The organism is Thalassobacter stenotrophicus, from assembly GCF_001458315.1.
Classification (GTDB): domain Bacteria; phylum Pseudomonadota; class Alphaproteobacteria; order Rhodobacterales; family Rhodobacteraceae; genus Thalassobacter; species Thalassobacter stenotrophicus.
On sequence record NZ_CYRX01000033.1, the window covers coordinates 634176 to 648141 of the forward strand.

Annotated in this window: 12 protein-coding genes; 8 read left to right on the forward strand and 4 right to left on the reverse strand. The window is 59.7% G+C overall.

What is annotated here, in order from left to right:
- Positions 1-21: 21 nt before the first annotated feature.
- The 4 genes from ribB (at position 22) to THS5294_RS17575 (ending at position 2605) form a co-directional block, all read left to right on the forward strand.
- Positions 22-1143 (forward strand): 3,4-dihydroxy-2-butanone-4-phosphate synthase, encoded by a 1122-nt coding sequence (gene ribB, locus THS5294_RS17560; protein ID WP_052068238.1) that lies wholly within the window; start codon positions 22-24, stop codon positions 1141-1143.
- 3 nt (positions 1144-1146) lie between these two features.
- Positions 1147-1695, forward strand: coding sequence for a 6,7-dimethyl-8-ribityllumazine synthase (locus THS5294_RS17565; RefSeq protein WP_058124732.1), 549 nt, complete (start codon positions 1147-1149; stop codon positions 1693-1695).
- Entirely contained in the window at positions 1692-2171 is a 480-nt protein-coding gene (gene nusB, locus THS5294_RS17570; RefSeq protein WP_038004964.1) for a transcription antitermination factor NusB, read from the forward strand. Before THS5294_RS17565 ends, nusB begins: the two co-directional genes overlap by 4 nt.
- A gap of 119 nt (positions 2172-2290) precedes the next feature.
- Positions 2291-2605, forward strand: a complete 315-nt coding sequence (locus THS5294_RS17575) for a hypothetical protein (protein ID WP_058124733.1) — start codon at positions 2291-2293, stop codon at positions 2603-2605.
- Here THS5294_RS17575 and THS5294_RS17580 read toward each other — a convergent pair.
- A complete protein-coding gene (locus THS5294_RS17580; RefSeq protein WP_072936585.1) occupies positions 2556-4457 on the reverse strand; it encodes a monovalent cation:proton antiporter-2 (CPA2) family protein in 1902 nt (633 codons plus the stop codon). The genes THS5294_RS17575 and THS5294_RS17580 overlap by 50 nt on opposite strands.
- Before the next feature lie 131 nt (positions 4458-4588).
- Positions 4589-6157 carry an AMP-binding protein gene (locus THS5294_RS17585; RefSeq protein WP_058124811.1) on the reverse strand — a complete coding sequence of 523 codons (1569 nt, stop codon included), beginning with the start codon at positions 6155-6157 and terminating at the stop codon, positions 4589-4591.
- Between the two features lie 161 nt (positions 6158-6318).
- Here THS5294_RS17585 and moaA point away from each other — a divergent pair, with 161 nt between their 5' ends.
- The gene (gene moaA / locus THS5294_RS17590) at positions 6319-7332 is read left to right on the forward strand and encodes a GTP 3',8-cyclase MoaA (RefSeq protein ID WP_038004966.1); all 1014 of its coding nucleotides are present in this window, start codon (positions 6319-6321) and stop codon (positions 7330-7332) included.
- On the opposite strand, the gene THS5294_RS17595 is transcribed toward moaA, so the two are convergent.
- Positions 7329-8615: a DUF3422 family protein gene (locus THS5294_RS17595; RefSeq protein WP_058124734.1), complete on the reverse strand. Its 1287-nt coding sequence runs from the start codon at positions 8613-8615 to the stop codon at positions 7329-7331. The two genes, moaA and THS5294_RS17595, sit on opposite strands and share 4 nt — an antisense overlap.
- A 453-nt stretch (positions 8616-9068) precedes the next feature.
- Here THS5294_RS17595 and THS5294_RS17600 point away from each other — a divergent pair, with 453 nt between their 5' ends.
- The 3 genes from THS5294_RS17600 (at position 9069) to THS5294_RS17610 (ending at position 12785) form a co-directional block, all read left to right on the forward strand.
- On the forward strand, positions 9069-10643 hold the full coding sequence (locus tag THS5294_RS17600; protein WP_038004968.1) for a Re/Si-specific NAD(P)(+) transhydrogenase subunit alpha: 1575 nt from the start codon (positions 9069-9071) through the stop codon (positions 10641-10643).
- A 13-nt stretch (positions 10644-10656) separates the two neighbouring features.
- On the forward strand, positions 10657-12141 hold the full coding sequence (locus THS5294_RS17605) for an NAD(P)(+) transhydrogenase (Re/Si-specific) subunit beta (protein ID WP_038004969.1): 1485 nt from the start codon (positions 10657-10659) through the stop codon (positions 12139-12141).
- Positions 12142-12230: 89 nt separating this feature from the next.
- Entirely contained in the window at positions 12231-12785 is a 555-nt protein-coding gene (locus tag THS5294_RS17610; protein WP_058124735.1) for a flavodoxin family protein, read from the forward strand.
- Here the strand turns inward: THS5294_RS17610 and THS5294_RS17615 are convergent.
- Entirely contained in the window at positions 12782-13945 is a 1164-nt protein-coding gene (locus THS5294_RS17615) for a M20 aminoacylase family protein (protein WP_058124736.1), read from the reverse strand. The genes THS5294_RS17610 and THS5294_RS17615 overlap by 4 nt on opposite strands.
- Between the last annotated feature and the right edge of the window lie 21 nt (positions 13946-13966).

Consider the following 13966-nt stretch of genomic DNA (forward strand, 5'->3'; position numbering starts at 1 on the left):
CAACGATATCAGGAGAGACCCATGTCAGATCCATTGCCCTTTGAGGCACCCGGCCCCGTTGAAGCCGCAAATTCCGATGTGATTTCCCCCATTGAGGAGATCATCGAAGACGCGCGCAACGGTCGTATGTTTATCCTTGTGGACCATGAGGACCGTGAAAACGAAGGCGATCTGGTGATCCCTGCGCAAATGGCGACGCCGGATGCGATCAACTTTATGGCGACCCATGGGCGTGGCCTGATTTGTCTGACGCTACCCACCGAGCGGATCGACGCGCTGGGCCTGCCGTTGATGGCCACGCAAAACTCTAGCCGTCACGAGACCGCGTTTACCGTGTCGATTGAGGCGCGTGAGGGCGTGACGACCGGCATCTCTGCCCATGATCGGGCGCGCACGGTGGCTGTGGCGATTGACGCGGGCAAAACTGCGGCGGACATCGCGACGCCGGGCCACGTGTTTCCGCTGCGCGCGCGCGACGGTGGTGTGTTGGTCCGCGCGGGCCACACTGAGGCCGCGACGGATATCTCGCGGTTGGCGGGGCTGAACCCTTCGGGCGTGATCTGTGAGATCATGAAAGAGGACGGGTCTATGGCTCGTTTGCCCGACCTGATTTCCTTCGCGCAGCGCCACGGTCTCAAGATCGGGACGATCAGTGATCTGATCTCGTATCGGCGGCGGCACGACAATCTGGTGAACCAAACGGCGTCCCGTCCGGTCACATCTGCCCATGGGGGCGATTGGCTTTTGCGGATATTTACCGACGAAACTGAGGGCGCAGAGCACGTTGTCTTGACGAAAGGCGACATTTCCACGCCTGAGCCGGTTTTGGTACGCATGCATGCGCTCAATCCTGTTGAGGACGTTTTGGGCATCGGTGAGAGCGACCTTTCGCGCGCTATGGACGTGATTGCGGACGCGGATCGCGGCGTTGTCGTGCTGTTGCGTGATACGGCGATGAAGCTGGACACTGAGGGCAAAGCCTCGCCGCAGAAATTGCGGCAATACGGGCTGGGCGCGCAGATCCTTGCCGCACTTGGGATCTCGCAGATGATCCTTGTGACCAACTCGGGCGCACCCAAGGTTGTCGGCCTTGAGGCGTACGGCTTGGCTATCACCGGCACCCACCCCATCCCGCAGGAGTAGACCATGGCCAGCGCTGAGCAGCATTATTCCCCACCCCGTCCAACCTTTGATGCGCCTGTTAAGGTTTTGGTCGTGGTTGCGCCGTATTACAAAGACATCGCTGACAACCTGTTGGCGGGCGCGACTGCGGAGCTAGAAGTCGCAGGCGCAAGTTATGAGGTGGTTGAAGTGCCCGGCGCGCTAGAGGTTCCCACAGCGATTGGTATTGCCCATCGGCAGTCGAATTTCGACGGCTATGTCGGCTTGGGCTGTGTCATCCGGGGTGAGACAACGCACTACGATACGGTCTGCAATGACAGCTCGCGCGGGATCACGATGCTGGGCCTTTCGGGGGCTTGTATCGGCAATGGTATCCTTACCGTTGAGAACCGCAAACAGGCTGAGGTCCGTGCTGATCCTAAGGATCAAAATAAAGGTGGTGGTGCGGCTGCAGCGGCGCTGCATTTGGTTGCGCTGACACGGAAATTCGCTAAACCGCCCTCTGGTGTGGGCTTCAAGCCCGCAGGCACCGTCTTGATGGCGGAAACGACCAAAGGGCCAACAACTGCATGACGACTTCTTCAGATACCCGGGCGCTGAAAAAGCAGATGAAATCTGCCGCGCGCCTTTTTGCCGTTCAGGCGCTATTCCAAATGGAAGCCGCAGGGCAGACCGTGGACAAGGTCCGCGTGGAGTTTGAAGATCACCGGTTTGGGGCCGACTACGACATCGGTGAGATGGCCGATGGCGATTTGGACACGTTCCGTGACCTGTTGGAAGGCGCGGTTGAGCGTCAGGCCAAGATCGACCAAATGACCGACCGTGCGTTGGTGGCCAAGTGGCCGATTGACCGGATAGACCCCACGCTGCGGGCCTTGTTCCGGGCTGCGGGTGCGGAATTGATCGGTGCAAAAACACCGCCCAAGGTCGTGATCGTTGAATTCGTCGACGTTGCGCGCGCGTTTTTCCCCGAAGGCAAAGAGCCTAAGTTCGTGAACGCGGTGCTGGATCACATGGCCCGCGAAGCCCGGCCAGAGGCGTTTTCCTAAGCGAACGCCGGTATTTTCGGCCTAAACGGGTTGTTTTGGCGAAAATCACGCACAGTTAACCATTCAAGGGGCGTTTACGTGTATCATCGCGGTGACGCCCGCAAGAACGGAGACTGCACATGCCACACCATATTCGATTTCTTTTAAAACACGCGGCCATTGGGGCTGTTGCTGGGGTGGCTTTTGTCGGTCTGCTGTTGGCGTTTGATGTCGTGGGTCTGCGGCATCTGGTTTTGAACACCAGCGAAGGGTTTATCGCGCTTGCGGTGATGACGATGTTGTTCGTGATCACCTTCGGCTCGGTTCAGATGGGCCGCGCAATTATGTCCCTTGGTCGGGATGATCGCAGGGGCGGTGGGCGGCCCCAGGCTGAGGCGCTTATCCCTATCCCGGTTGAGACGGCGCAGCGTCAGGCGCATCCTCGGCGTCGGTGATATCTTCACCGGTTTCGTGCCGCAGGAGTGCTGTTTCGAGGTCTTTGTTCAGATCGCGCGCGCGGGCTACGTAGGCGTCATTTTCGGCCAGCGGTAGGTCGGGGTTCCACAGCTTTGCCAGTTCCAGTAGCGCGTGGCGATCGTGTTTAAAGAACGCCTGTTCGGCTTCATTTGCCTCATATTCCGTGTAGCCCATGTTTTCTAACACGTAGCGGCCTGCCCGGAGGGAGCTATCGAACATCTCTCGGACGATGTCATCGGCACCCGCGCGGTAGAGAGCATATGTGTGCACGCGGTCGTATGCGCGGGCGACGATGTGCAGATCCGGGCGTTCGCGGCGGGCATATTCCACCAGTTTGATTGCCTCTTTCGGGTCATCCATCGCAACGACCAAAACCTTTGCCTGCTCAAATCCGGCGGCGTGCAACAGCTCGGGGCGCGTGGGGTCTCCAAAGAACCCTTTGACCCCAAAACGGCGCATCAGCTGGATGGTCGATAGGTCATTGTCCAACACCACGGTGCGCACCTGCGCCATCTGCATCATACGGTTCACAACCTGACCAAACCGCCCGATGCCGGCGATGATCACGGGCTGTTTTTCATCAATGTCGTCGTGGGGCGTAGTAGGCGTTGGGTCCACAAGGCTTTTTGAGACGTGTTCATAGACGATGAACAGAACGGGCGTGAGCAGCATCGAAAACGCGATCACCAGCAGGAGGGCTTGGCCCAGTTCTGCGGGGACCGCGTTTTGCTGCACTGAAAATGAGGTGAGCACGAAGCCGAATTCCCCGGCTTGGGCCAGTGACAGTGCGAAAAGTAACCTGTCTTTGCGGGGCAAGCGCGCGGCCATGGCCAAGCCATAAAGGATCAACCCTTTGACCGTGATCAGCCCGAATGTGAGGCCAATGATTGTCACGGGTGCCGACATAAAGACGCCAAAGTTGATGCCCGCACCGACCGTGATGAAGAATAGGCCCAGTAGGAGGCCTTTGAACGGTTCAATATCGGCCTCTAGCTCATGGCGGAATTCGGAGTTTGCCAAGACGACGCCCGCAAGGAACGTACCCAGCGCGGGCGATAGCCCGACCGTTAGCATCAGGGCCGCGACCCCGACGACGAACAACAGCGAGACCGCCGTGTACATTTCGCGCAACTTGGCCATGTGGATGAACCGAAAGATCGGGCGCGTCAGGTAGTGGCCGCCCAGCACAACAGCGACCACGGCCCCGATTGTGACAAGCGTCACACCCCACGCGGGCAAGCTGTCGATCAGGTGCATCACCGGGCCTTCGTCACCGTGGCCGCCGCCGTGATCACCGCTGGCCGCGTTGTGCAAACCGGGCAAGGCGAGCAGGGGAATAAAGGCCAGCATTGGGATGACCGCGATGTCTTGGGCCAGCAAAACCGTAAAGCCGGAGCGGCCCCCGGTTGTCCGCATCAACCCTTTTTCTGTGAACGTTTGCAGGACGATAGCGGTGGATGACAGGGCGAAGATCATCCCGATCGACAAGGCGACGCTCCATTCCAGGTCAAGTGCCATGGCGGCCGCCGTGACGACCCCCATCGTGATCGATATCTGTAGCCCGCCAAGGCCCGCAAGCCGCGCGCGCATCCCCCATAGGGCCCGCGGATCAAGCTCCAGCCCGATGAGGAATAGCATCATCACAACACCGAATTCCGCGATGTGTTGCAGGTCTTGGGTTTCGGCGCCGACAATGCCCAGAACCGGGCCAATGATGATCCCGGCCAGCAGATAGCCCAGCACGGACCCCAGCCCGAACCGAACACAAATCGGCACTGCGATCACGGCCGCAAGCAGGTAGATAACGGCGTCCGCAAGTATGCCCTGCATGAAAAATCCTCAGTCGTTCTTGGCCCTTAGGCAGAAAAGAGCGCGGTCACTTTTGGGGTGAGACGCATTCATATTGAGGCTAGTCCGCTTCGCCCTGCGCCGTCCAGCGCCATGTTGCAGGTGCAGAAAGGTTAATCGGTGTAGAGCGTGGCGTAGTGGTCGCGCAGGACGCGGCGTTGGATTTTGCCGGTCGCGGTCATTGGCAGGGCGTCTAGGATGATGACCCGCCGCGGTGCTAGATGCGGGGAAAGTCGGGACTTTACGTGGGCGATGAGGGTGGCCTCGATGTCTCGTGCGTCGGTGGGGCAGGTGATGAAGGCGGTCACGGCCTCGGTGCGGGCCGGGTCAGGCAGGCCGACCACGGCGGCCATCGTGACGTCGGGGTGTGCGGATAAGCAAGTCTCAATCTCGGACGGGCCGATGCGGTAGCCCGATGAGGTGATTACGTCATCATCGCGCGCGGCAAAGGTTACGTAGCCATCGTCGTCCATGACGCCGAGATCGCCGGTGTATAGCCATCCATCGCGCACCTTTTGGGCGGTTTTTTCGGGTAGGTTCCAGTAGTTCAGGAATTGGCAGGGGTTTGGTGTGCGGATGCAAATCTCACCCACTGTGCCGTTCGGCAGCGCGCCCTCGGGCCCGCGGATTGAAACGTCAAACCCCGGAACTGCCCGCCCCATGGAGCCGGGTTTTTGCGGCATCGTTCCCGCGCAGGAAGCGAGCACGAGGTTACATTCCGTCTGGCCGTAGAATTCGTTGATCGCGACGCCTAATTCGCGTTTCGACCATTCGAGAAGGTCCGGGCCGAGCGCCTCACCGCCTGAGCCGATGGTGCGGATGTTCAGGTCCGTTGGTCGCGGGGCAGCGCGCATCAACTTGAGGGCTGTGGGCGGCAAGAACAAGTTGCGAATGCCTTCGTCTGCGATAAGAGCCCACGCGCGTTCGGCATCAAACTTTGCCATTCGCAACGCGACCAGCGGCACGCCGTGATACAGGCAGGGTAGGGCCATATCCATTAACCCGCCGATCCACGCCCAATCGGCGGGTGTCCAGCCTTTGTCGCCCGCTTGCGGGAACCCCTCGTGGTGGCACTCGACGCTGGGCATGTGGCCGATCAAAAATCGGTGCGCGTGCAGCACGCCCTTGGGGGCGCCGGTCGTGCCCGAAGTATAGATCATCACGGCAGGGTCTTCGGCAGAGGTCTGAACAGGGCTGGGAAGGGGCGCGTGTTCAAGAGCGTCCTCAAGGGACAGTGCGCCGGGTGCGGGTTCTGTCGTGATGATTGTGTGCAGTGCGGGCAGGTCCAGGCCCGCCAGTTTTTCAAGCTCGGCAGGATGGGTGATCAGGGCCGCGGCCCCGCTATCGCGCAACCGGTAGGCCAGTGCATCGGGGCCAAATAAAGTGAACAAAGGCAATGAGATGCCGCCCAACTTGTGGGTAGCGAAATGTGCGATCAGGGTGGCTGCGCATTGCGGTAGCAAGATGCCGAGCCGATCGCCACGCTCAAACCCGCGGGCGCGAAGAGCCCCGGCGAGCCGGTCTGAGGCGTCTTTGAGCGCGCGGTAGCTCCATTCGACGCGGCCCTGTGGCGTGTGTTCGATCAGTGCGATTTGATCGGGCGCAAGGGCGGCCCAGCGGTCGCAACACGCCTCGGCGATGTTGAATATATCGGGCACGTTCCAGACGAATGCCTCGCGCATCGCATCCCACGATTGCAGCGTCTGGATGGTGCGCGGGTTTGCGCGGCTCGCATCAGCCATTGATGGCCCTCGCACGTTTGAGTTGCGCTGCATTCCGTTTCCTCCCCTTTGACGCATGTTAACCTCTTGCAGGCTTTGCAACCTGCACATAGAGTTTCGCAATGAGCAACGTAGCCCCCCTGATCGACCCGTTCCAGCGCCCGATTTCGTATCTGCGCGTCTCTGTCACTGATCGCTGTGATTTCCGGTGTGTGTATTGCATGTCTGAACACATGACGTTCCTGCCGAAGAAGGAGCTTTTGACTCTCGAGGAGTTGGACCGCATGTGTTCGACGTTCATCGGACTTGGCGTTGAAAAGCTGCGGATTACTGGTGGTGAGCCGTTGGTGCGCAAGGGGATCATGACGTTTTTCAACCAGATGTCGCGGCATCTGGAGGCGGGGACGCTCAAGGAGTTGACGCTGACAACGAACGGCAGCCAGTTGCAGAAATACGCAGGCGATCTGTATGCGGCGGGGGTGCGGCGCATCAACGTGTCGCTGGATACGCTGGATGATGAGAAATTCGCCAAGGTCACGCGCTGGGGACGTTTGTCTCAGGTGTTGAACGGCATTGATGCCGCACAAAAAGCGGGCCTCCGGGTCAAGATCAATGCCGTGGCCTTGAAGGGGTTTAATGAGGACGAACTGAACACAATCGTGGATTGGTGTGCAGAGCGGGATATGGACTTGACCTTTATCGAGGTCATGCCGATGGGTGATCTCGGCAACGAGGATCGGTTGGATCAATATTGGTCGCTCAAGGATTTGCGCGGCCGGCTTGCAGAGCGGTTCACGCTTAGCGATCTGGCCGAGCGTTCGGGCGGGCCTGCGCGGTATGTGCGGCTGGAGGAAACCCAGCAGAAGATCGGTTTTATCACGCCGCTGACCCACAATTTTTGCGAAAGCTGTAACCGCGTGCGCCTGACCTGCACGGGTGAGTTGTACATGTGCCTCGGGCAAGAGGATATGGCCGATCTGCGCGCGCCGCTGCGGGCTGATCCGGACAGCAATGCGCCCTTAGAGGCCGCCATTCGGGCCGCGATTGAGCGCAAACCCAAGGGCCATGATTTCGACTATTCCCGGCAGAAGGCGGACGGGCAAATGACCCGCCACATGAGCCACACGGGCGGCTAGCTTTCCATCGATTTGCGGATACGTGCGACCATCATCCACACAAGGATGACTACGGGCACGACCGCCAAGCCGAACACCCATTCCTTGCTTAACCCAAAGGGTGAGGCGACGGGATAGAGCATGTAACCCACAAGGTTCAGCGCGTAATAGCTGATCGCGACGACGGACAGCCCCTCAACCGTTTTTTGCAGGCGCAGTTGGAGGGCAGCGCGTTCATCCATGCTTTCGAGCAGTTTTTGGTTCTGCTCAGAGCGTTCGACGTTCACCCGTGTGCCCAGCAGATCACCTGCACGGCGGGCGCGTTCGGCCATCGTCTCCATCCGACGTTCGACTGACACACACGTGCGCATTGCGGGGTCAAACCGGCGCATCATGAATTCCGCGAATGTCTGGCGGCCGCCATAGCGTTCTTCGCGTAGGACGGCGATGCGCTGATTGACCAGCGCCTCATAGGCACCGCGCGCGCCAAACCGAAACGCGGACCGGGCGAGCATGGTTTCCAGCTCTGACGCGATTTCCAGCAGTCCATCTAGCGTATCCACTGATTGGGCGTCGGGGTTGCGCATGTCCTCAACCAGCTTGGACAGCGTTTGATCCATGTCGCCCAGTTGTGCGCCCAGACGGCGGGCTTTGGGCAGGCACAGCATCGCCATGGATTTATAGGTCTCAATCTCACACAGGCGCTGGATGACCCGGCCAATCCGACGCATCCCGGTGTCGGGGCTGACAAAGGCCGCCATCCGCATGTGCCCGCTGGTATCAATGCGGAAATCGGTCGCGATGACCGCGCTTTCGTCCAGCACGTTGGAGGCCGCGAGGCTTTCGGGCACAAACCAAGTATCGAACTGTTTGCTGATGTCGGTTTCATCGTCAGGGCGTTCTTCGACCCGGATCAGGCAGGACGTGATGCGCGCGCCGGGGGCATTTTCCAGCCAATCCTCGGGAAAGACGTTGAAGCCGCCGGCGTCAAAGGCGGGGCCTTCGGGGATGTCGCCGAAGATGGTGTAAGTCACGAACTCCGTGTGGCTTTCCCACTTAAGGTGATAGCGACCGATCTGTCCGAAAAAGTGCGTATCCTCGGGTGCGGGGTGCGACGTGCCGTAGCGATCCAACAGATCCAGCAGGTGCGCGCGGTCTGCGGCGCGGTCCCGGTTGGCGGCCTCTCGGGGCTGTTTGATGGCAAGGTACGCTGCCTGACAGGGGGCGCGGAGGGACGGGAACGGCCGCGCGTGCAGTTCATTGGCCAGAGCGTAACGATTGGGGTGGTCTTGGAGCGGAGACATAAAGGAAAAGCTTTCGTGCTGTTGCCTTGGAGGTAGTGCAAAAAAGTGAGGCCGCAAAGGCATTTATGGGAATACATTGGTATGCTGTGGTGCAGCAATTGGAACTTTGTTGCCCACAAGCCACGGCAGAACATGAAAAAGTGTCGCAGTGGAATGGGTGGATTCACCCATGCGTGGGGTGCATGACAAAACGGTATACATATGTATTCAATGCATAACCCGGCCCTAAGGCCTTAAAATGATATGATTTCGCTCATCTCGGTTGCGCTAACGCCTTGTGGGATTCTTGTGGGATCAGGGACATTTCGCGCAAAAACACCGAGTTGGCCAAAGTGCCGTAGCGTCCATTTCGCGTCTGGCAAGCCGTTGAACTGGCTGCCTGTGTGGTGTTAAGGCCCGTCTACCAATCCAGAGATGCGTGACGTGCGCGCTTTGTCATGAGGGGACGGAAACGTGAAAATCGGGGCACCGAAAGAGATATTTGAGGGCGAGTCGCGCGTTGCGATCACGCCCGACAGCGCCAAAGCTTTGCAAAAGCTTGGCTATGATGTGGTCATCGAGAGCAAGGCAGGCGAAGCCGCCGGGTTCTCGGATGCGGCTTATACGGCAGCAGACGTAGAGGTGGTCAAAACCGCCGCGGCGCTGTTCAAAGCGGCAGATGTGGTGGCCAAGGTCCGCCCCCCAAGCGACGCAGAAGCCAAGCGCCTGACCAAAGGCCAGACGCTGATTTCGTTCTTCTATCCAGCCGCCAACGAGGCGCTGATGGAACTTGCGAAAAGCAAGGGCGCCAACGTGATCGCGATGGACATGGTTCCGCGGATTTCACGCGCCCAGAAAATGGACGCGCTGTCGTCTATGGCCAACATCGCCGGCTACCGGGCCGTGATCGAGGCAGGCAACAACTTTGGCCGCTTCTTCACCGGTCAGGTGACAGCCGCCGGTAAAGTCCCCCCCGCCAAGGTTTTGGTTGTGGGTGCGGGCGTTGCGGGTCTTGCGGCGATCGGGACATCGACCAGCCTTGGTGCGATCACCTACGCGTTTGACGTGCGCCCCGAAGTGGCTGAGCAGATCGAATCCATGGGGGCGGAGTTCGTCTTCCTTGAGTTCGAAGATAGTGAATTGCCTGATGGTGCCGAGACAGGTGGCTATGCGCCGCCCTCTAGCCCCGAATTCCAAGCCAAGCAGCTTGAGAAGTTCCGTGAGATCGCGCCAGACATGGACATCGTGATCACCACCGCGCTGATCCCGAACCGCGCCGCGCCGATCCTTTGGACCAAAGACATGGTCGAAATGATGAAGCCGGGCTCCGTCATCGTGGACCTTGCGGCTGAAAAGGGCGGCAACTGTGAGCTGACCAAGATGGACGAGCGCGTTGTCACCGACAACGGCGTGATCATTATCGGCTACACCGACTTCCCATCGCGGATGGCGACGCAGGCCTCGACGCTTTATGGCAACAACATCCGTCACATGATGACTGACCTGACCCCCGAAAAGGATGGTCAAGTTGTACACAACATGGAAGACGATGTGATCCGTGGCGCGACCGTCACGTTTGAAGGCGACATCACCTTCCCACCGCCGCCACCAAAAGTGGCCGCAATCGCGGTGCAAAAGAAAGAAAAGCCCAAAGAGCTGACCCCAGAGGAGCGTCGCGCCCAAGAAATGGCCGACTTCCAAGCACAGACCAAACAACAGGTGACCCTGTTGGCGGTTGGTGGAGCCTTGGTTCTGGGTGTCGGTCTGATCGCACCCGCGAGCTTTATGCAGCACTTTATCGTGTTCATTCTGTCTGTGTTCATCGGCTTCCAGGTGATCTGGAACGTCGCACACAGCCTGCACACACCGCTCATGGCGGTGACCAACGCGATCTCGTCGATCGTGATCTTGGGGGCTCTGATCCAGATCGGGTCGAGCAGCGTGCTGATTACAATACTCGCCGCGTTGGGGGTCTTTATGGCCTCGATCAACATCTTTGGCGGCTTCCTCGTGACACGGCGCATGCTCGCCATGTTCCAGAAATCTTAAGGAGACGAGGGAAATGGACTTCGGATTTACGATTGCAGCCTACGCGGTTGCGGGTGTCCTCTTTATCCTGTCGCTTGGCGGGCTCTCGGGACAAGAAAGCGCAAAGCGCGCGGTGTGGTACGGCATTGTCGGCATGGGGATCGCGATTTTCGCAACGATCGCTGGACCGGGTCAGGGCCTTGCGGCGCTGTCGATCATCCTGATCGCTTTGGGCGGTGCAGTTGGCTACCAACTTGCGACCAAAGTGCAGATGACCCAAATGCCCGAGCTGGTTGCGATCATGCACTCGCTCGTGGGTTTGGCGGCTGTGTTTGTCGGCTTCAACGCCGAGATCGAGCTGGGCCGGGTGGCTGCGGCGATGATGGCAGCAGACCTGCCGTTCCCAGCGCTTGAGTACGGACAAAAGGTGCCGGCACTTGTGGCGGCTGAGTTCGGCACATTTGCAAACCTTCTGGCGAAAAAGACAGCTGTTGAGGTCGGTATCCTGCGGGTTGAGCTGGTGCTTGGCGTTTGGATCGGTGCGGTGACGTTCACGGGCTCGGTCATTGCCTACGGCAAACTGGCGGGCAAAGTGGACTCGGCGGCGAAAAAGCTGCCCGGTGGTCACATGCTCAACATCGCGGCTGCGGGTGGTTCGCTGCTGCTGACGGCGATGTATCTGGGCGGCGCTGGCACATGGACGCTGGTCGTTCTGACGCTGCTGGGCCTGTTCATCGGTTATCACCTGATCATGGGTATCGGCGGCGCCGACATGCCGGTGGTTGTGTCGATGCTGAACTCCTACTCCGGTTGGGCTGCGGCTGCGATTGGCTTCTCGCTTGGCAACGATCTACTGATCGTCGTGGGTGCGTTGGTTGGCTCTTCCGGGGCGATCCTGTCGTACATCATGTGTAAGGCGATGAACCGTTCGTTCGTTTCTGTGATCTTGGGCGGCTTTGGTGGCCCCGCAGGTGAGCAAATGGCCGTTGAGGGTGAGCAAGTTGCGATTGACGCCGACGGCGTGGCAACAGCCCTGAACGAGGCGGATAGCATCGTGATCATCCCCGGCTACGGCATGGCTGTGGCTCAGGCCCAGCAAGGCGTGGCCGAGTTGACCCGCAAGCTGCGCGCCAAAGGCAAGAACGTCCGTTTCGCGATCCACCCCGTTGCGGGTCGCTTGCCAGGCCACATGAACGTGCTGCTCGCAGAGGCCAAAGTGCCCTACGACATCGTGCTCGAAATGGATGAGATCAACGACGACTTCCCCGAGACGGACGTTGCCATCGTGATCGGTTCCAACGACATCGTGAACCCTGCTGCGCAGGACGATCCCAACAGCCCCATCGCCGGTATGCCGGTTCTGGAATGCTGGAAGGCCAAGCAGGTGTTCGTATCCAAACGTGGTCAGGGTACCGGGTATTCGGGCATTGAGAACCCGCTGTTCTTTAAGGACAACACGCGGATGTTCTACGGTGATGCGAAGGCATCCATCGACAAGCTGATCCCGATGATCGACTAGAGCATCTGATCTATGTACGGAATGAAAGGCGGCTTGCGGGCCGCCTTTTTTCATGCGCTGTTGAGGCTGCATCCGCTAAGGGGGAACATATGACACGGCTGGCCATCGTCTATTATTCACAGACCGGGAACACGGCTCTGATCGCGGCAGCGGTGGCGGAGGGCGCTGAAACGGTTGCCGGGGTTGATGTCCTGCGCATCCCAATTGCCGCGGATGGGACGCTGTCTGCTGACGATTGGGCGGCGCTTGATGCCGCCGACGCGATCATCTTTGGTACGGCCACGCATATGGGCGGGCCTGCGTGGCAGTTCAAACGGATGGCCGATGACAGTGGGCTGCGCTGGTTGGATCGGGCGTGGTTGGACAAGATCGCAGGGGGCTTTACCTGCGCGGGCAGTCCCAACGGCGACAAGGGCACCGTGATGCTGTATCTTGCGACATTGGCTGCGCAACACGGGATGATGTGGGTCAGCCTTGGACAATTGCCGGCGCAGTTGGAAAACAGCACTCCGGCTGAGCAAAACTGGGTCGGCGGCTCATTCGGACCTACTGCCACGGCCCCCGCAAAAGGGGCAGTGGCGCAGGGCGATTTGCTGAGTGCGCGGACCTACGGCGCGCGGCTCGCAACGGTGGCCAAAGCCTAGGCGGCTGGCATCCGCCGTTCCACGATCTCAGCCCAGTAGGAGCAGCCCGCCGGGATCGTCTCATCGCTGAAATTGTACTTGGGGTGGTGGACGTCTGCCGTGTCGCCGTTGCCTACCAGGATATAAGCACCGGGGCGTTTTTCGAGCATGTAGGAAAAATCCTCACCGCCCATTGTGATCTCGGCGTCTTGGCAGTCGCCGGACACGGCGCGCGCGACTTCGGCTGCGAATTCCGTCTGCTCGGGGCTGTTGACGGTCGCGGGATAGCCGGGGTGAAAGATCACCTCGACCGTGCCTCCATAGGTCGCCGCGATGCCTGCGGAAATCTCGCGCATACGGGTTTCGCCCAATGCGCGCATTTCGGTGCCCATGCTGCGGATCGTGCCTTTGATGTGCACGGTTTGCGGCAGCACGTTGAACGCCTTGGATGAGGTTTCAAAGGAGGTCACGGAGACCACAAGGTTGCCGTCAGGATGGATGTTGCGCGAGACAATGGATTGCAGCGCCACAACGATATGCGACGCGATAAGGGTCGTATCAATCGCCTCATTCGGTTTGGCCGCGTGCCCCCCTCGTCCCTTAACGATCAGCTCAAACTGATCGGTGGCAGCGAAGAACGGGCCGGGGCGAATGGCGAACTGGCCGATGGGCAGTTTGGGCCAATTGTGCATGCCGTAGACTTCTTTGATGTTGAACCGCTCCATCATGCCATCCTCGACCATTTCGCGACCCCCGCCGCCGCCCTCTTCGGCGGGCTGGAAAATGACCACGACGGTGCCGTCGAAATTGCGCGTCTCCGACAGGTATTTCGCGGCCCCCAGCAGCATGGCGGTATGTCCGTCATGACCACAGGCGTGCATTTTGCCCGGCGTGGTAGAAGCGTAGTCGACCCCGGTTTCCTCAAGGATCGGGAGCGCGTCCATATCTGCGCGTAGGCCGATGACGTTGCCGGTTGTGTCGGTCTTGCCCTTGATCACGCCAACCACGCCCGTCCGCCCGATGCCGGTGACGACCTCATCACAGCCAAATGCCGCCAGCTTGTCAGCCACGATCCCGGCGGTGCGGTGCGTGTCGAACAGCAGTTCAGGGTTGCGGTGGAAATCCTGACGCCATTCGGTGATTTCAGGCAGGAGTTCGGCAAAGCGGTTTTTGATGGGCATCCGGGGGTCTCTTGTTCGAGG